Source organism: Variovorax trehalosi, from assembly GCF_051216415.1.
In the GTDB taxonomy this organism is placed as follows: Bacteria; Pseudomonadota; Gammaproteobacteria; order Burkholderiales; family Burkholderiaceae_C; genus Variovorax.
Genome location: NZ_JBPJZG010000003.1, coordinates 23,979 through 45,413 on the forward strand (window position 1 = coordinate 23,979; position 21,435 = coordinate 45,413).

The window sequence follows — 21,435 nt, forward strand, 5'->3', positions numbered from 1 at the left end:
CGTCTCGCCTCCGGGCCCCCGCGGCAAAAGCTTGAGGCGATTTCCCTTTTGATGAATCTGGCAACGGACAAGATGGTCCCGCTCGTCATGGCGCTCTCGGTAGCGCTGTTGGCTTTGACGGCCTGTGATGGCAATGGCAATGCGGCGGCGGCAAGCAGCCCCTCCGCCCCGCGCAAGCAGGTCCTGAGCGCGCGGGCCCAGGTCGGGGAGCTGGCCTTCTTCGACAAGAACCTCTCGGGCGGCAGGAACATGTCGTGCGCGAGTTGCCACGACCCGCAATACGCCTACGGTCCACCGAACAGCATCTCGGTGCAACTGGGCTCCGACACCAAGCGGACCGGCGCGCGCGCCGTGCCCTCGCTGCGCTACAAGGAATCGACGCCGCCCTTCAGCGAAGACGCGCCGAACCCCGACGGCGTGACCTCCAACTCGCCTGGCGGCGGCTTCATGTGGGACGGCCGCGGGACGACGACGATGGCGGCGCAGGCCGCGCTGCCGCTGCTCAACCCGGTCGAGATGAACAACAGCTCGAAGGAGGCGGTCGTGAAGGCCGTGCAGAACGGCGCTTATGCCGGCCTGTTCAAGCAGGCCTTCGGCGCCAACGTGTTCGACAACACCGACGCCGCCTTCGACGCCCTGGGCACCGCGATCCAGGCGCTGGAGACCGAAGACCTCAGCTTTCATCCGTACAGCAGCAAGTACGACCTTTATGTCTTCAACAAGATCGGCGGCGTGCTGACGCCGGCTGAGCGGCGCGGCGAGGTCCTGTTCCACAGCACCGGCGTCACCAATTGCTCGGGTTGCCACTACACGGGCGCCAACTTCAACGGCAACAGCGGCCTGATGACGGACTTCACCTACCAGGCCCTGGGCGCGCCGCGCAACGACAGGTCGATTCCGAACAATCCGGACCCGATTCCGGCCAACGACGACCCGAAGTACTTCGACATGGGCCTCTGCGGCCCCTTCCGCACCGACTACATGCCCGCCACGCCAAATACGGCCCACCCGTACTGCGGGATGTTCAAGGTGCCGGTGTTGCGCAACGTGGCGACTCGGGGTGCCTTCTTCCATAACGGCGTGCTCCACTCGCTGGACCAGGTCGTCAACTTCTACAACACGCGGGACACCAACCCGGCGTACTGGTATCCGGCCAGGAACGACGGCACCGGTGCGCCGCAGGCCAACCCGGTCTGGGCGCTGCAACCCACCCATGTGCCGGGCGCAACGGTCGACAAGTTCAACGACCTGCCGCAAGTGCAGCAAGGCAGCATCGACGAGGAACTGCCGATGGGGACCGGCGAGGGCGGCGACAAGACGCTCGCCAGCGGCACGAAGCCGCGCGCGCCCGGTTCCACCCCGGTCATGACACCGCAACAGATCGCCGACCTGGTCTGCTTCCTGGGCACGCTGAGCGATGGCTACCAGCCTTCCTCCGCGCCATCGACCAGCGGCAGGTGCGTGAAATGAAGACCCATGCGAACTCCGTGCTTCGGTGCATCGGTGGCGCCGTGTCCCTGATCGTGCTGCTGGTCTCGCTCTCCGGCTGCGACAACGAACAGGCGCGCCTTCCGAGCCAGGGGAACTTCACCGCGACCACGAACGACTACCTCGCGCAGCGCGGGCATGTGTGCCTGGCCAAGTACGACTGGCCGATCACGGTGGCGGCCGGGTCGCGCGAACCCGATGCACAGCAGATGCCGGTGCTCGAGAAGCTGGGTCTGGTGACCGGCAAGGATGCCGTCTCCAATGGCGCTGCAGCCGGCGCCGTACCAGCCCGCGAATATGCGCTGACCGATGCAGGCCGCAAGCACTACCTGCAGGTGCCGGTGGTGATACGCACCACGACAGAGAACATCACGCACCCCGCCGACTTCTGCGCGGCCACGCTGAGCCTGGATCGCCTGATCGGCTGGGATCCGCCGCAAACGCGCGATGGCCGCACCGCGACCTCGCTGCTCTTCACCTACCGCATCGCGCCCGAACCCTGGGCCGCAACGCCCGAGGCGCAACAAGCCTTTCCGCTGCTGGCGCGCGCCATCCAGCGCGAGGGAACGATGCAGATGCGCCTGGGCGTCCATCTGACGCAGCGCGGCTGGGTCGCGGACGAACTCGATGTGCACTGACCGAATCCACGACCGCCACGCTATCCGTCAATCAACAACAAGACTCCGCATGAATTTCCGTTCCATTCGCCTGAGCCACCATGCCAAAAATCTGGCGGGCATCGCCCTGGTCTGTGCGCTGGCCGCATGCAGCACCAGCCACGATGCCAACGCACCCACCGCCGAGAACCTTGCGGCGCCGCTGGACGACTACCTGGCCCAGCGTGGCGACATCTGCCTCGCGATGGTCGACTGGCCGATCGACCTGACCGAAGCCGAGGCCGGTTCCGGTGCCCGCCATGCGATCCAGTTTCCGGTGATGGAGCAACTGGGCCTGGTGCACAGCACCATCGTCGGCGTGTCGAAAAGCAGCGAGAACCCGGATGGCGCGGTCAAGCGGTTCGAGCTGACCGACGCGGGCCGCAAGTTCTACAAGCCGCACTCGCCCGCAACGCAGGTCGCCGGACAACAACCTGCCAATGATTTCTGCGTGGCGCATCTCAAGCGCGAGCAGATCGTGGACGTCAAGGTCGACGCTTCCAACGCGCAACATCCGATAGCGGTGGTGAGCTACACCTACCAGATCGACACCGCGCCGTGGATGCAGGACGCCGACGCGCAGCGCGTGTTCCCGATGGTCGCGCGCATCGCCAACGGTGCCGGTGGCAAGCTGCAATTGCGCCAGGGCTTCACGCGCGGCGACAAGGGCTGGGTCGCCCAGACGGGGCCGGTCTGAGAGGCTGATCCGCCCATGAGCACCGTCGTCCGTTTCTCGCCCGACCTGGGCCGCTGGCTCACGCACAACCTCAATGCCGGCCAGATGCCGCAGGCGCTGGTGGCGACGATGCGGGGGCAGGGCATGAACGAGCGGGCCGCGCAGGCCATCGTCGCGGCCTACCTCGACGCGCGCCAGCGTGGCGGACCGATGCCGGCCGACGCCATCGAACTGCCGGACGAGGCGCCGTTCAGGCCGGTGGCGCGGCTCGCGCCGGGCACGCGAATCCTCGCGGCCGACCGCGAGATCGTTGTGCACTCGCGCGGCGAAGACCCGGTCTTTGCCGCGCTCGGCAATGTCGTGGACGCGGAGGAATGCAAGGCCCTCATCGAGATGGCCCGGCCGCGCCTGAAACCTTCCACGCTGGTCGATCCGATGACTGGCCGCGATGTGGTGAGCGACAAGCGCGCGAGCTGGGGCATGTTCTTCCGCCTCTGCGAAAACGACCTGATCGCCCGTCTCGACCGGCGCCTTTCGGCGCTGATGAACCTTCCGCTGGAAAACGGCGAGGGGCTGCAGTTGCTGTACTACCCGACCGGCGCAGGCAGCGAGCCGCACCACGACTACCTGGCGCCCACCAACGCCGCCAACCGTGAATCCATCGCGCGAAGCGGCCAGCGTGTGAGCACCTTGGTGACTTATCTGAACGATCCACCGGAAGGCGGCCAGACGGTCTTTCCGCAGCTCGGCCTGGCGGTGTCGCCGATTCGCGGCAACGCCTGCTATTTCGAGTACTGCGACGGCAACGGCCGCGTCGACACGCGGTCCCTGCACGCCAGCGCGCCGGTGACCCGGGGCGAGAAGTGGGTCATGACCAAGTGGATGCGCGAGCGCCGATTCGTGGCCGCCGAGGGTGTCGATCGCCGTTGAAACCGATTCGGTCATGGAGCGACGCTTCCATGCATCCGGTCATCGGGACCTCACGGTGCGTTGTGGCGGGGTGGTTCCGCGCGTACCCTGCGCATCTCGCTGCCGCCAGGGCCGGCGCGTTCTTAACAGGAAATTAATCGTGTCCCGGCAAGATCGACGACTGCCATCCACGCCGCCAACAGCAACCGCCCCCGATGCACCTCCTCCTGGTTGAAGACGACAGCATGCTCGCCGAGGCGATCTGCGACGGCGCGCGCCAGACCGCCTGGACGATCGATCACGTCGGCGACGCCGCCGGCGCGCGGCTCGCGCTGGTCGACCATGCCTATTCGGCGGTGCTGCTCGACATCGGCCTGCCCGGCGAATCGGGCCTGAGCGTGCTGCGGTCGCTGCGCAGCCGCTACGACCCGACGCCTGTGCTCATGCTCACCGCGCGCGGCCAATTGAGCGAACGCATCCTCGGGCTCGATGCCGGCGCCGACGACTACCTGGTCAAGCCCTTCCAGTTCGACGAACTGTGGGCGCGCGTGAGGGCCGTCATCCGCCGCAGCCAGGGGCGCGTGATTCCCGTCTTCAGGCATGGCGACATCCAGCTCGACCGCAGCCGGCGTGTGGTCACGCGCGGCGGCGTCGATGTGCCGTTGAGCGCGCACGAATACCGCACGCTGCTGGCTCTGCTCGAGCGGCCCGGCCACGTCGTCACGCGCGACCACCTGCAGGACGTGGTCTACGGCACAGCCAGCACCATCGAGAGCAACACCATTGCGGTCTTCATCCACCAACTGCGCCGCAAGCTGGGCGACGACCTCATCCGCACGGTCCACGGCCACGGCTACGTGATCGGGCAGGCGCAGCAATGAGATCGCTCCAGGGGCGCATGCTCGCCGTGCTCGGCGCGACCATCGTGCTGTGCTGGACGGGGGCGCTCACCGTGCTGTTCACCTATGTGCAGTACCGCCAGACCAGCATCTGGGACGACAAGCTCGAGTCGTTCGCCACCCGGGTGCTGCTGGCAATTCCTGCCGGGAGGAACCTTTCGACCACGCTTGACCGAAACCTGCAGCTACGCCCGGACTTCGCGCAGAAGAAGGAGCAGCAGCTTGTGTTTCAGGTCTGGGTCGACCGCAGCCGCCTGGCGGTCCGCACGCCGGGCGCACCGGCCGTGCCCCTGCGGCCGGACTTTGCCGAAGGCCTCACCACCACCACCATCGACGGCGAGAGCTGGCGCGTTTATTCGGTCTCGGACAGCACGGGCCGCTTCTATGTCCAGGTGGGTAATCTTCAGAGCGTGATCAACGTCGAGTTGAGGTCCAAGGCGTTGATCGCGCTGGCCATCAACACGGGGTTGTTGGCGCTCGTAGGCGGGCTGATGTGGTTTGCGGTGCGGCTCTCGCTCAAGTCCGTGACGGCCATGCAGACGACCTTGCGCGAGCGCCATAAATTCGACCTTACGCCCGTGCCGATCGCACACCTTCCTTCGGAGCTGAGGCCGCTGGTCGCTTCGTTCAACCATCTGCTCGACCAACTCGACAAGGCGGTCGAGGGCGAGCGGCGTTTCATCGGCGATGCGGCGCACGAGCTGCGCACGCCGCTGTCGGCCCTGCAGGCGCAGGCACAGGTGGCGATGCAGGCGACCACGGTGGCCGAGAAGAACGTGGCGCTGGCCAAGCTGATGCTCGTGGTGGAGCGCAGCGCTCGCCTGTCGGAGCAGTTGCTCGACCTTGCCCGGCTCAATGCCGGAGCGATCGCGAGCCGCCATGTGCCCGTCGACCTCAGCGAGTTGGTGCTGTACGTCGCGCGCGAATTCGAAGTCCATGCCAGGCAGCAGGACCGCTCGATCTTCCTGGCGATCGAATCGGGCTGGATCGCATGCGACATCGACGAGATCGGCATCCTGCTGCGCAACCTTGTGGACAACAGCCTGCGCCACACGCCGGCGGGCGCGCGCATCCGCATCGCTTGCGGCGTCGTCCTGGAAGGCGGTGGGAAGCAGGTGTTCCTGGAGGTGGCGGACGACGGGCCGGGCGTTCCCGAGGCGGAGCGCGAGGCCATCTTCGAGCGCTTTCACCGGGTGGCTGGCACGAGCTCGCGCGGCAGCGGGATCGGGCTTTCGCTGGTGGCCGGCATTGCGGATCTTCACCGCGCCACCGTCCGTACCGGCGAGGGGATCGACGGTCGCGGCTTCAGCGTGCGGATCCTGTTCCCGGCATCGGACCGGGGCGCATAGCCCGTCGGCCTTTCGCCCTCATCGCTCACCTGCGAGGCTCCGTTCCGGACGGGTCATGCGCACCGTGTCTCCCACGGTCCCGCCGCCGTTGTCAGAACCGGTACACGTAGCCGACACGCACGGCCGTCGAACTCGACCGCTCGACCAGCGGGCTGTCCTTGATGCCGCTGCCGAGCGTGGTGGCGCTGACATCGAGGAAGACGCTCTGCTTCGGTGCGATGGCATAGCCCACGCGCACGCCGATCTCGACGTTCACCGTCGACTTGCCTTCGTAGAACGCACGGCGGGCATTCACCTCGGCGGACCTCACGCCGTAGTAGTAGTCGACGTATTTCCTGTCCATCCAGTTCGCGGCGATGCGCGGCGTGATGTCGAAGGCGCCCGACTGGAAACGGCGGTCCAGCTGCAGCTTGAACTTCGTTCCCTTGCTGTTGCCCGAGCCGTCGGCCAGCAGTTCCGCGGACAGGTTCGCGAACTCGCTGTGCCAGGTCGCGGTGCCGCCAAGCCAGAAGCTGCCCGTGCGTTTGTCCATGCCGGCTAGAAAGGGCGAGTCGTCGGCCTTGTAGCCGTCGTCGGCGTAGCGCGCGCGCAGCCGGAACGATACCGGCCCCGCGGAGGGCAGCTTCACGTCCAGGCTCGGGCCGAGGATGCTGACGTATCTGTTCTCGAACATGATCAACGGGATGCCCCGGGCTTTGTCGTCGAACTCGCGGTAGGGCTTGCGCTCGAAGCCCAGGCCGATGCCCAGGCCCCATTGCGACCCGCCTTCGCTCGATTCGCCCGCGCCGCTCACGGATTGCTGCGCCCAGGCGGCGGGCACGACCATGGCGCCGAGCACAGTGCCCGCAAACAGGGCCTGTGCACGCGTGCGCGCACGGGCGCTGAAAGGGGTACGGGTTTCATTCATCTTCGAAGTCCTAAGGGTTGAAAAGAAGCGGGGTCGGCAGCGGACACCGCCGACAGGTCTTGGGGGTGGATTGCTGTCGTACAGGAGGTCTTGCCGACGCTGCAGGCGGAGGGCGCGGCTCACGCCGGCGTCTTGATGCAGCCCTGGCGTGTCTGCGCTTCGGCGAGCTTGAGTTCGCGTCCTTCGGCTTGCGACAGCGCGGAGCTCGCATTGACGTACCTCGCAGCCACCAGGATCGGCAGCACCACGTGCCAGGAATCGCTGCGCGCCTGCGCCGCGACACGCCTCGTCTCGCCAGCCATCGCCGCTTCGGCGTCGAGTTCGCGGCAGCTCATCTGCGAGAAGCGCGATTCGGGGGTGGTGCTCATCGGAATGCTGGTGCACGCCGAAAGCAGCAGCACCGGGACGAGCGCGAGAAGGAGGAATTTGAGGCGGTTCGGCACGGCGGCTCCAGTTCGGCGCGAGCTGGGACGACATGTCTTTCGCTGGCTGAGCCGGATGCTGAACCGCCGCCTTTAATAACTCTTTAGGCGTTTTAGGATTTGATTAAGGGAGCTGCACGAGGCCTTGAGCCCATGCGTTCCCTTGCGGGCCGGCCTACTGCGCCGCGACCTTCACGAACACCGGGTTCGAATAGAACCACAGGTCGGCGTAGTTGCGCGCATTGATGGCGTTGAAGCGCGCCACGTTGTCCGCGCCGGTCGTCTGCGCATCGAACAGCGGCTCGCCGCCCGCGGTTTCGTTGGGCACGTCGGTTCCGAGGTTGGTGCCGCGCAGGCGGAAGTACTGGTTGCTGCCGGCCTTGACCGTGTAGCTCACGGCGAAGTAGCCGTCGGCATCGAGCTTCCAGTCGCTGCGCGTGAAGCGCTTGAGCACGCGGGTCGACGGATTGGTGTCGCGCGCGTAGCCCGGCGTGCCCGGGGTTTCGCGGCCGGTCACGTCGCCCGCGATCAGGTCCACGTGATCGACCACCGGCTTCACGTTCGCGAAGACGCCGCTGCCGAGCTGGAATTCGTAGTTGTTGCGCTCGGGGCTCTTGAAGCGGATGGTGATCTTCAGGTCTTCGCCCGCCGTGGCCGCCACTTCGGTGCCCATCTCGCCCGTGGCCTTGGCGCTCTGCACCTTGAAGTCGAGCGCGTCGATCAGGCCGCCGTTCACCGCGAAGAGCTTGCCCGAGCGGAAAGCCGCGAGCAGCGATTTCGGATCCTTGATGTCGCCCCAGAGATGGTTCTTCGCGTACTCGCCCGGCGCGTAACCGCTGCTGTACTGGCCTTGCGAGGTGGTGAAGTGGTAGTCGGAATCCGCCACGTTCCAGATATGGCGACCTTCGGAGAGCAGCGCGTCCCAGGTGCCGCCGAGCTTGGCGACGAGGTAGTCCACGCCGCCGTAGGTGCGGGACGGCAGGTTGGCCGGGGTGTAGGCGCTGTTGTAGCCGCCGCGGTCGGGCTCCATCTGGTTGCCGACCATGCCTTCGAGCGAGAACACGATGTTCGGCGCGGCGTCGTTCATCTCGCGCAGTTGCGCCGCCGTGTACTTGCCAGGATTGCGCGAGGGATGGTTGATCTGCAGGTAGCTCGTGTCGGGGTAGTTCCTCTTGAGCCAGGCGATGGCCGCAAGCACGTCGGCGTGCGTGGAGAAGGCGCGCGCATCCTTCGCATTCCACGCCGTCACGTCGTCGGCCGGAAACAGTGCGGGGTCACGGTTGGTGAACAGGTATTCGAACTGGCTCGTGGCCTTGAGCGCGGCATCCGACATCGGGCTGTCGGTCAGGATGCCGACGTTGCCGTGGTCGTGCGTGGCCATGTCCCACTCGAAGGACGCGAAGATCGTCTTGTCGGCGTACTTGCCGCCCGCCTGCAGCGCCTTGATGCGCGGCACCTGGTACTTCGCCATTCCCTCCGAGAAAGGAATCTGCTTGGCCAGCTTGTTGCCGTCGTTGTCGTAGGAAGACAGGCGCAGGTGATCGGAGAGCGCGGCCCAGTCGAGCCCGAACTGGTCGAAGGCCTTGGCGAGCACCTGGTCGAGCGTGGAGATCTGCTGCGTGTCGTCCGACTGGATGGTGTGGACGTGCAGGTCGCCGACGGTCCAGCGGCCGGTCGGCTCGATGGGTGGCGCGGGAGGTGGCGGCGTTGCGGGCGCCGGTGCCGGTGCCGGCGCTGCAGGAACGATGGGCAGCCCGGCGAATGGATTGCCACCGCCCGAGCCGCCGCCGCAGGCGGTCAGTGCGGCCGCGGCGAGCGCGAGGGTGGAGAAGAGAACGGCGGGAGCACGGGAAGCGGGAGGATGCAATTTCATGACGGCAGACAAGGCAACGGCCAGCACAAGGCTGGCCGTCGCTTCGGGGTTTCAGGAGAACCCGGAGTCTGGAATCCTGTCGTGACACGACGATGAAAGTGAGGTGAAAGGTTTGCGCGGGAAGTCCGCAGTCCCCGCCCCGGGGAACGCTCGCTACAGTGAACGCACCGGCCGACTTCACTCGCCGGACAAGGACGACACGTGCGACACCTTCTCCCCTCGATTCTTGCCGCGGCCATCGCGACCCTCTCCATGAGCGCGATCGCGCAGCCGATCACCAGCGAAAGCTGCAATGCCAAGCGCAAGGCCATTGAGCGTGACATCGATGCGGCGGAGGCCAAGGGCCAGGCGCAGCGGGTGCGCGGCCTGGAGCGTGCGTTGAGCGCCAACCAGCGCAACTGCAGCGAGGAGCGGCTGCAGGCCGAACACCGCAAGCGCGTTCAGGCCCAGGAGCGCAAGGTGGCCGAGCGCCAGCGCGAGCTGGAGGCGGCGAAGCACAAGGGCCGCGCCGACAAGATCGCGCAGCGCGAGAGCAAGCTGCGCGAGGAAGAGTCCGAGCTCGAACGACTGAAGGCCGCCCACTGACGGGCGCGGCGGCCTCGGGGCCTCAGGCCAGCAGGTCGCTCAGCGTGCGAGCGATCACCTTGGTGGCGCGGCGCAGGTCTTCGAGCACCACGCGCTCGTCGCTGCGCTTGGCATGCGACTCGAGCACGGTGCGCGGGCCGGCGCCGTAGATCACGCCGGGAATGCCGGCTTCGCCGTAGAGGCGCACGTCGGTGTAGAGCGGCGTGCCCATGGCCTTGACCGGCTCGCCGAAGAGTTCGCCGCCGTGCTTCTGGATCGCGTCGACCAGCGGCTTGTTGCCCGCGAGCGGCTTCATCGAATTGGCGAGCAGCAGGCGCTTGATGTCGACCGAGATGCCGGCGCTCTCTGCGGCCGCATCGGCGATCACCTTGCGGATCGTCGCCTCGACCTCGACCGGGTTTTCCTCGGGGATCATGCGGCGGTCGAGCTTGAACACGACCTTGCCGGGCACGACGTTGGTGTTGGTGCCGCCCTCGATGCGGCCGACGTTGAGGTAGGGGTGCGTGATGCCCTCGACCTTCGACGTGACCTGCTGGTAGAGCGTGTTCTGCGCGTAGAGCGCGTTCAGGATCTTCACCGCGCCCTGCAGCGCATCGACACCGGTGGTCGGAATGGCGGCGTGCGCCATCTTGCCGTGCACCGTCACTTCCATCTGCAGGCACCCGTTGTGGGCGGTGACGACCTCGTAGCTGAAGCCGGCCGCGATCATCAGGTCGGGCTTGGTCAGGCCCTTCTCGAGCAGCCATCCCGGGCCGAGGATGCCGCCGAATTCTTCGTCGTAAGTGAAGTGCAGCTCGACGCTGCCCTTGACCGGCTTGGCGACCGCTTCGAGCGCGCGCAGCGCGAAGGTGAAGCTCGCGAAGTCGCTCTTGCTCACCGCGGTGGCACGGCCGTAGAGGCTGCCGTCGACGATCTCGCCGCCGTAGGGATCGTGCGTCCAGCCTTCGCCGGGGGGCACCACGTCGCCGTGGGCATTGAGCGCGACCGTCAGGCCGCCGTTGCCGTACTGGCGGCGCACGATCAGGTTGGTGATCGATTCGAGGCCGTAGTCCTTCACCTCTTGCGCGGGCACGGCGTGCTTCTCGGCATCGAGGCCGAAGTCCTTCAGCAGCTCGGCGGTGCGCTCGGCGTGCGGTGCGTTGTTGCCTGGAGGCGTGTCGGTGGGCACGCGCACGAGTTCCTGCAGGAACTTCACTTCCTCGTCGAAGTGGGCGTCGATCCAGGCGTCGAGCTTGGCGTAGTCGGTCATGGTTGTTCTTCTGAAAGTCAGTGAGCTTGTTCGGCGGCGAGGTTGTCGAGCAAAAGCTGGAAGGCTTGCACGGCAAGTTGGATGTCGTCGTTGGTGCTCGATTCGAGCGGGTTGTGGCTGATGCCCGAGTTGATGCCGCGCACGAAGAGCATGGCCTGGGGCATCACCTCGTGCAGCTTCATCGCGTCGTGGCCGGCGCCGCTGGGCATGCGGAACAGCGGAATGCCGAGCGCATCGACCGCTTTCTCCCAGCGCTCTTGCCAGGCGGGGGCGCTCGGTGCGGCCGAGGCGCGCATGCTTTCCTCGATCTCGTAGCGCACGCCGCGGCGTTCGCAGATGGCCTTCAATTCGGCGAGCACGTCGGCGGTCAGCGCATCGCGCTGCGCGTTGTTCGGCGCGCGCATGTCGAGGCTGAACTTGCAGCGCCCCGGCACCACGTTGATGGAGCCGCTGGGCACTTCGAGCATGCCGACGGTGCCGACCGAGTCGCCGTCTTTCGCGGCGCGCTGCTCGGTGTAGAGGATCAGCTCGGCCACCGCGGCGGCCGCGTCGCGGCGGCGGTCCATCGGCGTCGTGCCGGCATGGCTGGCCGTGCCGATGACTTCGCCCACGTAGCGCACGCCGCCGTTGATGGCGGTGACGATGCCCAGCGGCAGGTCGAGCTCCGTGAGCACTGGCCCTTGCTCGATGTGCACCTCGACGAAGCCGAGGTAGCGCGCCGGATCGCGCTGGATCTTCGGAATGTCTTCCTGCTTCAGGCCCGCGTGCTGCATGGCCTCGCGCATGGTGATGCCGTCGGCATCCTTCTGGTCGAGCCAGCGCTGGTCGAAGTGGCCGATGAGCGCGCCCGATCCGAGGAAGGTCGCCTTGTAGCGCTGGCCTTCTTCTTCCGCGAAGCCGACCACCTCGAAGGCGAAGGGCAGGCGCTTGCCTTGCCGCGCGAGTTCGCGCACGCAGGCGATCGGCACGAAGATGCCCAGGCGGCCGTCGTACTTTCCGCCGTTGCGCACGGTGTCGTAGTGCGAGCCGGTGAGCAGCGTCTTCGCGTCGGGCGTTGCGCCCTCATAGCGGCCGACCACGTTGCCGACCGCATCGATGTGCACCGAGTCGAAGCCCACGTCGCGCATCAGGGCGCTGATCTGCGCGGCGCAGGCGCGGTGCGCATCGGTGAGGTAGGTGACGGTGAGCTGGCCCTTCTCGGCATAGCCGGGGTCGGTGTGCACCGAGAGCTGTTCCTGCCAGTCCCACACGTCGTTGCCGAGCGTGATGTCGGCCGCGAACTTGTCGTCGAGGCGGATCTCCGCGATGCGATGGATGTTGCGCAGCGCTTCGCCGAGTTCGAAGGCGGGGTGGTTGAAGAGGCGCCGCTCGAAGGTGTCGATGATCTCGCGCTTGGACAGGCCCGTGCCGCGCGGGCCCCGCACCGCGAGGATGAACGGGAAGCCGAACTTCGCGTTGTAGTCGGCGTTGAGCTTCTGGATCTTGGCGAACTCTTCGGGCGTGCAGTCGGTGAGGCCGGCCTTGCTCTGCTCGTTGGTCGATTCGGCGGTGAGCGTCTTGCTCACCATGGCCTTGCCCGCGAGCTCGGGGTGGGCGCGGATCAGGCCGATCTGTTCGTCGTTCGACGAGGCGTCCAGCGCCTTCACCAGCGCATGTTTCAGGTGCGCGAGCGAGCGGAACGGGCGCGCGGCGAGCGCGCGTTGCGCGATCCATGGCGAGTGTTCGTAGATGCCGTCGAGCAATGCAACGGCTTCGGCCGGCACGGCGGCGTTGAGTTGGGAGATGGTGAGGCTCACGGTCAGCTTCCTGTGACGGCCGATTCGAAGGGATGCGCCTGTTTCCAGTGCCGCGCGATGTCCACGCGCCGGCAGACCCACACGCGGTCATGCTGCGCGATGTGGTCGAGGAAGCGCTGCAGCGCGGTGATGCGGCCGGGCCGCCCGAGCAGGCGGCAGTGCATGCCGATGCTCATCATCTTGGGGCTGTTGTCGCCGTTGGCATCGCCTTCGGCATAGAGCGCGTCGAAGGTGTCCTTCATGTACTGGAAGAACGGGTCGGCATGCGAGTAGCCCTGCGGCAGCGCGAAGCGCATGTCGTTCACGTCGAGCGTGTAGGGCACGATGAGCTGCGGCACGACTGTGCCGTCGGTCTTCTGTACTTTCATCCAGAAGGGCAGGTCGTCGCCGTAGTAGTCGCTGTCGTACTCGAAGCCGCCGTAGTCGGCCACCAGGCGCCGGGTGCGCGGGCTGTCGCGGCCGGTGTACCAGCCGAGCGCGCGCTCGCCGGTGAGTTTTTCGATGGCCTCCATGCCCAGGCGCATGTGCTCGCGCTCGGTGGCTTCATCGAGGTTCTGGTAGTGGATCCAGCGCCAGCCGTGGCAGGCGATCTCGTGGCCCAGTTCCTTGAAGGCAGCGGTCAACTCGGGGTAGCGCTCCAGCGCCATGCCCACGCCGAACACGGTGAGTGGCAGGCCGCGCTTCTCGAACTCGCGCAGGATGCGCCACACGCCCGCACGCGAGCCGTATTCGTAGATGCCTTCCATGCTGATGTGGCGGTCCGGAAAGCTGGCCGGATTGAACATTTCCGAGAGGAATTGCTCGGAGCCCGCGTCGCCATGCAGCGTGGCGTTCTCGCCGCCCTCTTCGTAGTTGAGGACGAACTGCACCGCGATGCGCGCGCCGCCCGGCCACTGGGCGTGCGGCGGGTTGCGGCCATAGCCGACGAGGTCGCGCGGGTAGGGCAGGGTGGTGTCGTAGACGGTCATAGGCTTTTCAGGACAGCGCAAGAGAAATGTCGTTGGTCGGAACCTTGCGGTCGAAGGTCAGGTTGGCCTCGACGTGTTCCAGGTGTTCGGTCATGAGGCGTACGGCGCGCTCTTCGTCGCGGGCGGCCAGCGCCTTCACGATGTCGGCGTGCTCGTCGTTGGAGTGCTCGGCCGCGCTGGTGCTCTGGTACATGAGCGTGATGAGGGCGCAGCGCGAGATGAGTTCGCCGAGGATCTGCGCCAGCACCTGGTTGCCCATGAGTTCGGCCATGCGCACATGGAAGTCGCCGAGCAGCTCGGTGCGGCCCGAAATGTCTTCGCCCGACACGGCCGATTTTTCGAGCGCGACGTGTTCCTTCAGCGCCTTGATCTTGGCCGGCGTGACGGTGCGCACGAACTCGCGCGTCATCTCGGCTTCGAGCATGCGGCGCACCTTGAACACCTGCTTGGCCTCGTCGACGGCCGGCGCCGCCACGAAGGCGCCGCGCGCGGGCTCCAGCCGGATCAGCTTGTTCTGCGAGAGCTGGAACAGCGCCTGCCGCACGAGCGTGCGCGAGACGCCGAAATGATCGGCCAGCTTCTGCTCGGCGAGCTTGGTGCCGGGCTGCAGGCGATGCTCGACGATGGCCTTCGTGAGGGCATCGACGATCGAACGGGTGGTGGAGGACTCCATGTTTTTCATGATAGACCCAAAGCCGGTAACTGTATACACTTTTGTCCACCGGAATTTCCCGCACCCGATCCGAGCCCTGCGCTCGATCTTTGAAGGAGCGCCCCATGGGCTTGAGCACTCACGTACTGGACACGATGCACGGCGGCCCCGCGGCCGGCATGGAAGTGGCGCTGTACACCACCGACGGCGACGCCGCGACGCTGGTGAAGCGCTTCACGCTGAATTCGGACGGCCGCAGTGATGGGCCGCTCTATGACAACAATTCGATCAAGGTCGGCACCTATCGCCTGGTGTTCGACGTGGCGGGTTACTTCAAGGCACGCGGCGTGACGCTGCCGGAGCCCAATTTCCTGAACAAGGTGTCGCTGGATTTCGGCGTGGCACACACCGACCAGCACTATCACGTGCCGTTGCTGGTCAGCCCGTGGAGCTACTCCACGTACCGCGGGTCTTGATGTCAGTCGCCTTGCTGCTGGCCTTCGGTGAGCGTGTCGAGCTGGAATCGACCGCTCTTGTCCCAGAGCCAGGTGTCGGTCCACGTCACCGCGCCGAGGCGCGTGGCGGCCGGGAAGGGCGCGGCCTGCAGCACGGCGCGTTCGATCTCGGCGATGACCTCGGGCGCGTGCTGCGGCGCGCGCAGCCAGTGCATCGAGACCACCTTGCCGCCCGTATCGAGGTTCACCTGCAGCGTGCCGACGGCGTAGAGGATGGGCGGCAATTGCCCGCTGTAGATGCGCGACTTGTTGAGGTCGTACACGTGGCGCGCTGCATCGCGCCGATAGTCGCGCGCAGTGGCCGCATTCGACGCACGCGGCACCGCACCGGATGCAACGCCCTTGGCGCTGCTCAACTGGCCGGGAACAGCCCCTGGACTTCCGCAGCCAGCGAGCCAGAGTGCGGAACAAAGAACGGATGCCGCCAATGCAAGGCGGCGCGGCGTAAGCTGGGCATTCATCGCCGGGTTTATACCGTGAGTCCTCGCGGGCCCGGCAACCGAAGGTATCGGGCATGAGCGGTGCGGTCGATCAATTGTTGGCGCGTCTCCGGGAGGAAGACGCGGTGCTGGTGCGCGTCGAATCCACGCAGGGCTCGGCGCCGCGCGAGGCCGGCACCTGGATGGCGGTGTGGGCCGATGCGCTCACGGCCACCATCGGCGGCGGGCAGCTCGAGTTCCAGGCTACGCAGGAAGCGCGCGAACTGCTCTCGGGCAAGCGTGCCATCGACGGCATTCAGCGCTATCCGCTCGGCCCGAGCCTGGGCCAGTGCTGCGGCGGCGTGATGTTCCTGTCGTACCAGCGCATCACGGCCGCCGACGCGCCCGCATTGCAGCGCGAACTGGTCGCACAGCTCAAGCCCGTGGCGCTGTTCGGCGGTGGCCACGTGGGTGCTGCACTCGCGCGATTGCTCGCCGCGCTGCCGTTCTCGGTGCGCTGGATCGACAGCCGCGATGGCGTGTTCCCCGACGAACTCCCCGCGCAGATCGACACCGAGCATTCCGAGCCCGTGCAGGACGCTGTCGCCGCGCTCGCGCCGGGCAGCCGCGTGTTGATCATGAGCTTCAGCCATGCCGAAGACCTCGACATCGTCATCGCGTGCCTCAAGCGCCTGCGCACCCGCGACGACTTGCCCTACATCGGCCTCATCGGCAGCAAGACCAAGTGGGCCACCTTCAGCCACCGGCTCGAAGCGCGCGGCTTCACCGCCGACGAGCTGGCCCGCATCACCTGCCCGATCGGCGTGCCCGGCATCACCGGCAAGGAGCCCGAGGTGATCGCGGTCGCGGTGGCGGCACAGTTGTTGCAATCGCTGGGCTGAACAGGGTTTTCCCGGCGGCGACGCCCTAAAAAATCCATCCGTCCTTTGCCAAAACTGTATACACTTTCGGTCCACAACAAGCCGCAGCGGAGCGAGGCCCATTTCATGGAGCCTGCGTTCGCGGCACTTTCTCTGCTTACAGCGCCCGCAGTGGTGAGCAGGCTGAAACCCCTCATCGACGCCCCACGCGTCTAGAGGGTTGCGAGAGAGCACATGGAAAGCTATTACCTCGACTGGGCCAACCTGCTGCTGCGCTGGGTCCACGTCATCACCGCCATCGCCTGGATCGGCGCTTCCTTCTACTTCGTGATGCTGGACAACAGCCTCGAGAAGCCACAGGACCAGGAGTCGCTCGACAAGGGCGTGGGCGGCGAGCAGTGGGCCGTGCATGGCGGCGGCTTCTACAACATGCAGAAGTACACGCTGGCGCCCAAGAAGCTGCCGGACCACCTGCACTGGTCGTACTGGGAGAGCTATTCCACCTGGATCACCGGGTTCGCGCTCTTCACCATGTCGTACCTGTGGAACGCGAGCACCTACCTCATCGACAAGTCGAAGATGGACTGGCAGCCCGGCGCCGCCATTGCCGTGGCGCTCGCCTTCTTCGTCGTGTTCTGGATGGTCTACGACGGCATCTGCCAGGTCTTCGGCCGCCGCAAGAACGGCGACACCATCGTCGGCGTGCTGATCGCGATCTTCATCGTCTTCGCGACCTGGCTGGCCTGCCAGTGGTTCGCGGGCCGCGCGGCCTTTTTGCTGGTGGGCGCCATGATGGCCACCACGATGAGCGGCAACGTGTTCTTCTGGATCATCCCCGGCCAGCGCAAGAACGTGGCCGCGCTGCGCGAAGGCAGGCCGGTCGATCCGGTGCACGGCCAGCGCGGCAAGCAGCGCAGCGTGCACAACACCTACTTCACGCTGCCGGTGCTGTTCGCGATGCTGAGCAACCACTACAGCTTCACCTACACGCACAAGTACAACTGGGTGGTGCTACTGCTGATCATGCTCGGCGGCGCGGCCATTCGTCAGTTCTTCGTGGTGCGCCACCGCTTCAAGCTCGGCAATGCGGGCAACCCGCTGCCCTACGCGATGGTGGGCATCGCGGTGCTGGGCCTCACCATTGTCTGGATGAAGCCCGAGCCGGCCGCGGCCCCCGTGGCTGCAGCAGCGGCGCCCGCAGTCGCGTATGCCGACGTGCAGAAGGTGCTGGAGCAACGCTGCTTCATGTGCCACGGCGCGGCCGTGCAGATGAAGAACGTGCGTGTCGATACGCCCGATCAGGTCACGGCGCATGCGCAGGCGATCTACCAGCAGGTCGTGGTGACCAAGATCATGCCGATGAACAACGCAACGAACATCACGGACGAAGAGCGCGCGCTGATCAGCCGGTGGTTCCAGGCCGGTGCAAAGACGAACTAGATAGACCGCGGTCAAGAGAGCGGGCTGCCGCTCCCCCGCACAATCGCCGGATGGAGACAAAGCAAGCCATGACCGCATCGACCCCGTCCCTCGGGCCCGCGCCCGATCCGCGCGAAGCCCCGCGCGCCTTCCTCGAACACCTCTACCGCGTGGCAGTGGATCGCGCGCTGCCGCTGTCCACGCTCGGCGCCCATCTGCCCAAGCCGCCCAAGGGGCGCACGCTGGTGCTGGGCGCCGGCAAGGCAGGCGGCTCGATGGTGCAGGCGCTCGAAGCCCTGTGGCCGTCCGATGCGCCGCTCTCGGGCCTCGTCGTCACGCGCTACGACCACATTCCGCCGCGCCCCGAAGGCGTGCCGCAGCGCATCGAACTCGTCGAGGCTGCGCACCCGGTGCCCGATGCGGCCGGGCAGCAGGCCGCCGAGCGCATCCTCGCGCTCACGCAAGGTCTCACGGCCGACGACCTCGTGCTGTGCCTGATCTCCGGCGGCGGCTCCTCGCTGCTGGTGCTGCCCGCCGAAGGCCTCACGCTGGCCGACAAGCAGCGCATCAACAAGCAACTGCTCGACAGCGGCGCCGGCATCGGCGAGATGAACTGCGTGCGCAAGCACCTCTCGCGCATCAAGGGCGGCCGGTTGGCCGCGGCATGCGCGCCGGCGCGCGTGGTGACGCTCACCATCAGCGACGTGCCGGGCGACGATGCGGCCGTCATCGCGAGCGGCCCCACGGTGCCCGATGCGACCACCTGCGCCGATGCGCTCGCCATCCTTGACCGCTACGGCATCGAGGTGCCCGCGCCGGTGCGCGCCCAGCTCCAAAGCGGCGAACTCGAAACGCCCAAGTCCGACGACAAAGCCTTCACCGGCCACGAGACCCACATGATCGCCACGCCCCAGCAGTCGCTCGAAGCAGCGGCCAAGGCGGCGCGCGAAGCCGGCATCGAGGCGCACATCCTGAGCGACGAGATCGAAGGCGAATCGCGCGAAGTCGGCAAGGTGCATGCCGCGCTCGCCCGCGCCGCCGCGCACCGCGGCCAGCCGTTCGCGCGGCCCTGCGTCATTCTTTCGGGCGGCGAGACCACGGTCACGATCCGACCGCGCCAGCCGGGCCAGGTCAAGGGCCGAGGCGGCCGGGCGGGCGAGTTCTGCATGGGCCTGGCCGGTGCGCTCATGGGCCAGCCGCAGGTCTGGGCGCTGGCGGCAGACACCGACGGCATCGACGGCGTGGAAGACAACGCCGGTGCCTTCGTCGCGCCCGACACGCTCGCGCGCGCCATGGCGCAGGGCAAGAAGCTGTCCGATCACCTTGATCGCAACGACGCCTACGGCTACTTCGACGCCATCGGCGACCTGTTCGTGACGGGGCCGACGAACACCAACGTCAATGATTTCCGGGCGCTTTTGATCCTGTAACGGGGCAAAAAGGGCGATTTCCGGACCCCGGCGAAGACTGTTAACTCGGGTTAATCTATGCACCCGGCGGCAATTTGCCGCCGTTGTCGCATGCGCACCTCCCAAAAGGTGCCGCGCCGCGCACCCAGATTTCCCCTTTTCATCATCCAGTCCTCGAAGGAAAAGCTCGTCATGACCGCCACCTACACCGACACCCGCCTGCTGATCGACAACGAATGGGTCGACGCCGCCGGCGGCAAGACGCTGGACGTCGTGAACCCCGCCACCGGCAAGGTCATCGGCAAGGTGGCGCATGCCAGCATTGCCGACCTGGACCGCGCCCTGGCCGCCGCCCAACGCGGCTTCGACAAGTGGCGCAACACCCCCGCCAACGAGCGCGCCGCCGTCATGCGCCGCGCCGCGGGCCTCATCCGCGAACGCGCCGGCGACATCGCCAAGCTGCTCACGCAAGAGCAAGGCAAGCCGCTGGCCGAAGCCAAGGGCGAGACGCTGGCCGCCGCCGACATCATCGAATGGTTCGCCGACGAAGGCCGCCGCGTCTACGGCCGCATCGTGCCCTCGCGCAACCTGGCCGCGCAGCAGCTCGTGCTGAAGGAGCCGCTGGGCCCCGTCGCCGCGTTCACGCCGTGGAACTTCCCGATCAACCAGATCGTGCGCAAGCTCGGCGCAGCCCTCGCCACCGGCTGCTCGTTCCTGGTGAAGGCGCCCGAAGAGACCCCAGCATCGCCCGCCGCGCTGCTGCAGGCATTCGTCGACGCCGGCATCCCCCCCGGCACCGTGGGCCTCGTGTTCGGCAACCCGGCTGAAATCTCGAACTACCTGATCGCCCACCCGATCATCCGCAAGGTCACCTTCACCGGCTCGACCCCGGTCGGCAAGCAACTGGCCGCGCTGGCCGGCTCGCACATGAAGCGCGTCACGATGGAGCTGGGCGGCCACGCACCGGTGATCGTTGCTGAAGACGCCGACGTCGCGCTGGCCGTCAAGGCCGCCGGTGCCGCCAAGTTCCGCAATGCGGGCCAGGTCTGCATTTCGCCCACGCGCTTCCTGGTGCACAACAGCCTGCGCGAAGAATTCGCCCGCACGCTGGTCAAGTACACCGAAGGCCTGAAGCTCGGCGACGGCCTTGCCGAAGGCACGACCATCGGCCCGCTGGCCAACGCACGCCGCCTCACCGCGATGGCCCATGTGCTGGACGATGCGCGCAAGAAGGGCGCCACCGTGGCTGCCGGCGGCGAACGCATCGGCGACACCGGCAACTTCTTCGCGCCCACCGTGCTGACCGACGTGCCGCTGGACGCCGACGTGTTCAACAACGAGCCCTTCGGCCCCATCGCAGCGATCCGCGGCTTCGACACGCTCGAAGAAGCGATTGCTGAAGCCAACCGCCTGCCGTTCGGCCTGGCCGGCTATGCCTTCACCAAGTCGATCAAGAGCGCGCACCTGCTGAGCCAGAAGCTTGAGTTGGGCATGCTGTGGATCAACCAACCTGCCACCCCGTCGCCCGAAATGCCGTTCGGCGGCGTGAAGGATTCGGGCTACGGTTCGGAAGGCGGCCCCGAAGCGCTCGAGGCCTACCTGAACACCAAGGCCGTCTCGATCCTCGGCGTCTGATCAGTCGTCTGCGCTGGCGTTCCAGAAGGCCTGCTGGACGCCACTCAGCGCTTCGAGTTCTGCAATCACCTGGTCGAGCTCCAACGGCTCGACCGCGGTGGCATACAGCGTCGCTTCGATCTCCGTGTCGGCCGGCCCGAAGGCGTGCTGGTCGACATCGCGCACCGGGTAGTTCGCGGCTTCCAGCAACAGCAGGAGCTGGTCCATCACGTCGGGCCGCGCCGCGCGCGAGCAGATCACCCGCACCGTGTAGGTCGCCTCGCTCGATTCTTCCTTGATCGGACGGCGGTTGATCCGATTGACCACCGGCAGCAGCAGCGTGTTGCTGGCCAGCACGAACATCGCGGCGATCATCGCCTCGCCGATCAGGTCGGCGCCCGCGCACGCCCCCACCGCCGCCGATCCCCACAGCGTGGCCGCCGTGTTCAGGCCCGTGATGTTGGTACCTTCCTTCATGATCGCGCCCGCCCCAAGGAAGCCGATGCCCGAGACCACATAGGCCGCCACGTGCACGGCCCCGTCATGGCCGTGCAGCCGGTTCGCCATGTCCACGAACACGGCAGCGCCCACCGCCACGAGCGTGTTGGTGCGCAGGCCAGCGGCGCGCTGGCGTATCTGACGCTCCAGGCCGATCAGCGAGCCGAGCGTGAAGGCGACTGCCACGCTGACGAAGGTGTCGAGCAGCGAGGGCAGGTTCAGGTTTTGGATGGCTTGCATGCGTTGTGTCT

The 21,435-nt window shown here is 66.8% G+C and carries 21 protein-coding genes; 12 read left to right on the forward strand and 9 right to left on the reverse strand.

What is annotated here, in order from left to right; all coding sequences use genetic code 11:
* Nucleotides 1-72: 72 nt before the first annotated feature.
* The 6 genes from ACSFA7_RS12105 (at nt 73) to ACSFA7_RS12130 (ending at nt 5,977) form a co-directional block, all read left to right on the forward strand.
* On the forward strand, nt 73-1,470 hold the full coding sequence (locus tag ACSFA7_RS12105) for a cytochrome-c peroxidase (RefSeq protein ID WP_435499584.1): 1,398 nt from the start codon (nt 73-75) through the stop codon (nt 1,468-1,470).
* A complete protein-coding gene (locus tag ACSFA7_RS12110; protein ID WP_435499585.1) occupies nt 1,467-2,126 on the forward strand; it encodes a hypothetical protein in 660 nt (219 codons plus the stop codon). The genes ACSFA7_RS12105 and ACSFA7_RS12110 overlap by 4 nt, the downstream gene beginning before the upstream one ends.
* 49 nt (nt 2,127-2,175) lie before the next feature.
* Complete coding sequence (locus ACSFA7_RS12115; protein WP_435499586.1) at nt 2,176-2,841, forward strand: hypothetical protein; 666 nt, start codon at nt 2,176-2,178, stop codon at nt 2,839-2,841.
* Nucleotides 2,842-2,856: 15 nt separating this feature from the next.
* Nucleotides 2,857-3,750, forward strand: a complete 894-nt coding sequence (locus tag ACSFA7_RS12120) for a 2OG-Fe(II) oxygenase (RefSeq protein WP_435499587.1) — start codon at nt 2,857-2,859, stop codon at nt 3,748-3,750.
* A 194-nt stretch (nt 3,751-3,944) separates the two neighbouring features.
* Nucleotides 3,945-4,610, forward strand: a complete 666-nt coding sequence (locus ACSFA7_RS12125; RefSeq protein ID WP_435499588.1) for a response regulator transcription factor — start codon at nt 3,945-3,947, stop codon at nt 4,608-4,610.
* Nucleotides 4,607-5,977, forward strand: a complete 1,371-nt coding sequence (locus tag ACSFA7_RS12130) for a sensor histidine kinase (RefSeq protein WP_435499589.1) — start codon at nt 4,607-4,609, stop codon at nt 5,975-5,977. The genes ACSFA7_RS12125 and ACSFA7_RS12130 overlap by 4 nt, the downstream gene beginning before the upstream one ends.
* 91 nt (nt 5,978-6,068) lie before the next feature.
* On the opposite strand, the gene ACSFA7_RS12135 is transcribed toward ACSFA7_RS12130, so the two are convergent.
* The 3 genes from ACSFA7_RS12135 to ACSFA7_RS12145 all read right to left on the reverse strand — a co-directional run bounded on the left by ACSFA7_RS12135 (nt 6,069) and on the right by ACSFA7_RS12145 (nt 9,179).
* Nucleotides 6,069-6,884 carry a MipA/OmpV family protein gene (locus tag ACSFA7_RS12135; protein WP_435499590.1) on the reverse strand — a complete coding sequence of 272 codons (816 nt, stop codon included), beginning with the start codon at nt 6,882-6,884 and terminating at the stop codon, nt 6,069-6,071.
* A 119-nt stretch (nt 6,885-7,003) separates the two neighbouring features.
* Nucleotides 7,004-7,327: a hypothetical protein gene (locus ACSFA7_RS12140; RefSeq protein WP_435499591.1), complete on the reverse strand. Its 324-nt coding sequence runs from the start codon at nt 7,325-7,327 to the stop codon at nt 7,004-7,006.
* A gap of 154 nt (nt 7,328-7,481) precedes the next feature.
* Entirely contained in the window at nt 7,482-9,179 is a 1,698-nt protein-coding gene (locus tag ACSFA7_RS12145; protein WP_435499592.1) for a CehA/McbA family metallohydrolase domain-containing protein, read from the reverse strand.
* A gap of 201 nt (nt 9,180-9,380) precedes the next feature.
* On the opposite strand from ACSFA7_RS12145, the gene ACSFA7_RS12150 reads away from it, so the two are divergent.
* Entirely contained in the window at nt 9,381-9,764 is a 384-nt protein-coding gene (locus ACSFA7_RS12150) for a DUF1090 domain-containing protein (protein WP_435499593.1), read from the forward strand.
* Between the two features lie 22 nt (nt 9,765-9,786).
* Here ACSFA7_RS12150 and ACSFA7_RS12155 read toward each other — a convergent pair whose 3' ends face one another.
* The 4 genes from ACSFA7_RS12155 to ACSFA7_RS12170 are packed head-to-tail and all read right to left on the reverse strand — an operon-like array spanning nt 9,787 to nt 14,459.
* Entirely contained in the window at nt 9,787-11,013 is a 1,227-nt protein-coding gene (locus ACSFA7_RS12155; protein ID WP_435499594.1) for a M20 family metallopeptidase, read from the reverse strand.
* A 17-nt stretch (nt 11,014-11,030) separates the two neighbouring features.
* Entirely contained in the window at nt 11,031-12,809 is a 1,779-nt protein-coding gene (gene uraD / locus ACSFA7_RS12160) for a 2-oxo-4-hydroxy-4-carboxy-5-ureidoimidazoline decarboxylase (protein ID WP_435499595.1), read from the reverse strand.
* Between the two features lie 2 nt (nt 12,810-12,811).
* A complete protein-coding gene (puuE, locus tag ACSFA7_RS12165; RefSeq protein ID WP_435499596.1) occupies nt 12,812-13,777 on the reverse strand; it encodes an allantoinase PuuE in 966 nt (321 codons plus the stop codon).
* 7 nt (nt 13,778-13,784) lie between these two features.
* Entirely contained in the window at nt 13,785-14,459 is a 675-nt protein-coding gene (locus ACSFA7_RS12170; protein ID WP_435499597.1) for a GntR family transcriptional regulator, read from the reverse strand.
* 95 nt (nt 14,460-14,554) lie between these two features.
* On the opposite strand from ACSFA7_RS12170, the gene uraH reads away from it, so the two are divergent.
* On the forward strand, nt 14,555-14,905 hold the full coding sequence (gene uraH / locus ACSFA7_RS12175) for a hydroxyisourate hydrolase (RefSeq protein WP_198786816.1): 351 nt from the start codon (nt 14,555-14,557) through the stop codon (nt 14,903-14,905).
* A gap of 2 nt (nt 14,906-14,907) precedes the next feature.
* On the opposite strand, the gene ACSFA7_RS12180 is transcribed toward uraH, so the two are convergent.
* On the reverse strand, nt 14,908-15,405 hold the full coding sequence (locus tag ACSFA7_RS12180) for a hypothetical protein (protein ID WP_435499598.1): 498 nt from the start codon (nt 15,403-15,405) through the stop codon (nt 14,908-14,910).
* A gap of 53 nt (nt 15,406-15,458) precedes the next feature.
* Between ACSFA7_RS12180 and xdhC the strand changes: the two genes are divergently transcribed.
* From xdhC to ACSFA7_RS12200, 4 genes are all read left to right on the forward strand, one after another.
* Entirely contained in the window at nt 15,459-16,265 is an 807-nt protein-coding gene (gene xdhC / locus ACSFA7_RS12185) for a xanthine dehydrogenase accessory protein XdhC (protein WP_435499599.1), read from the forward strand.
* A 213-nt stretch (nt 16,266-16,478) separates the two neighbouring features.
* Nucleotides 16,479-17,684 carry a urate hydroxylase PuuD gene (locus ACSFA7_RS12190; RefSeq protein ID WP_435499600.1) on the forward strand — a complete coding sequence of 402 codons (1,206 nt, stop codon included), beginning with the start codon at nt 16,479-16,481 and terminating at the stop codon, nt 17,682-17,684.
* A gap of 68 nt (nt 17,685-17,752) precedes the next feature.
* Complete coding sequence (locus ACSFA7_RS12195) at nt 17,753-19,093, forward strand: glycerate kinase type-2 family protein (RefSeq protein WP_435499601.1); 1,341 nt, start codon at nt 17,753-17,755, stop codon at nt 19,091-19,093.
* A 171-nt stretch (nt 19,094-19,264) separates the two neighbouring features.
* Nucleotides 19,265-20,707, forward strand: coding sequence for an NAD-dependent succinate-semialdehyde dehydrogenase (locus ACSFA7_RS12200; RefSeq protein WP_435499602.1), 1,443 nt, complete (start codon nt 19,265-19,267; stop codon nt 20,705-20,707).
* Here the strand turns inward: ACSFA7_RS12200 and ACSFA7_RS12205 are convergent, their stop codons facing one another.
* Nucleotides 20,708-21,424 carry an MgtC/SapB family protein gene (locus ACSFA7_RS12205; protein ID WP_435499603.1) on the reverse strand — a complete coding sequence of 239 codons (717 nt, stop codon included), beginning with the start codon at nt 21,422-21,424 and terminating at the stop codon, nt 20,708-20,710.
* Between the last annotated feature and the right edge of the window lie 11 nt (nt 21,425-21,435).

Excerpts from the sequence above, each read along its gene's own strand:
- ACSFA7_RS12105 (WP_435499584.1), top strand. The coding sequence starts at position 73 with ATGGTCCCGCTCGTCATGGCGCTCTCGGTAGCGCTGTTGGCTTTGACG.
- ACSFA7_RS12110 (WP_435499585.1), top strand. The coding sequence starts at position 1,467 with ATGAAGACCCATGCGAACTCCGTGCTTCGGTGCATCGGTGGCGCCGTG.
- ACSFA7_RS12115 (WP_435499586.1), top strand. The coding sequence starts at position 2,176 with ATGAATTTCCGTTCCATTCGCCTGAGCCACCATGCCAAAAATCTGGCG.
- ACSFA7_RS12120 (WP_435499587.1), top strand. The coding sequence starts at position 2,857 with ATGAGCACCGTCGTCCGTTTCTCGCCCGACCTGGGCCGCTGGCTCACG.
- ACSFA7_RS12125 (WP_435499588.1), top strand. The coding sequence starts at position 3,945 with ATGCACCTCCTCCTGGTTGAAGACGACAGCATGCTCGCCGAGGCGATC.
- ACSFA7_RS12130 (WP_435499589.1), top strand. The coding sequence starts at position 4,607 with ATGAGATCGCTCCAGGGGCGCATGCTCGCCGTGCTCGGCGCGACCATC.
- ACSFA7_RS12135 (WP_435499590.1), bottom strand. The coding sequence starts at position 6,884 with ATGAATGAAACCCGTACCCCTTTCAGCGCCCGTGCGCGCACGCGTGCA.
- ACSFA7_RS12145 (WP_435499592.1), bottom strand. The coding sequence starts at position 9,179 with ATGAAATTGCATCCTCCCGCTTCCCGTGCTCCCGCCGTTCTCTTCTCC.
- ACSFA7_RS12155 (WP_435499594.1), bottom strand. The coding sequence starts at position 11,013 with ATGACCGACTACGCCAAGCTCGACGCCTGGATCGACGCCCACTTCGAC.
- puuE (WP_435499596.1), bottom strand. The coding sequence starts at position 13,777 with ATGACCGTCTACGACACCACCCTGCCCTACCCGCGCGACCTCGTCGGC.
- ACSFA7_RS12170 (WP_435499597.1), bottom strand. The coding sequence starts at position 14,459 with ATGAAAAACATGGAGTCCTCCACCACCCGTTCGATCGTCGATGCCCTC.
- uraH (WP_198786816.1), top strand. The coding sequence starts at position 14,555 with ATGGGCTTGAGCACTCACGTACTGGACACGATGCACGGCGGCCCCGCG.
- ACSFA7_RS12180 (WP_435499598.1), bottom strand. The coding sequence starts at position 15,405 with ATGAATGCCCAGCTTACGCCGCGCCGCCTTGCATTGGCGGCATCCGTT.
- xdhC (WP_435499599.1), top strand. The coding sequence starts at position 15,459 with ATGAGCGGTGCGGTCGATCAATTGTTGGCGCGTCTCCGGGAGGAAGAC.
- ACSFA7_RS12190 (WP_435499600.1), top strand. The coding sequence starts at position 16,479 with ATGGAAAGCTATTACCTCGACTGGGCCAACCTGCTGCTGCGCTGGGTC.
- ACSFA7_RS12195 (WP_435499601.1), top strand. The coding sequence starts at position 17,753 with ATGACCGCATCGACCCCGTCCCTCGGGCCCGCGCCCGATCCGCGCGAA.
- ACSFA7_RS12200 (WP_435499602.1), top strand. The coding sequence starts at position 19,265 with ATGACCGCCACCTACACCGACACCCGCCTGCTGATCGACAACGAATGG.
- ACSFA7_RS12205 (WP_435499603.1), bottom strand. The coding sequence starts at position 21,424 with ATGCAAGCCATCCAAAACCTGAACCTGCCCTCGCTGCTCGACACCTTC.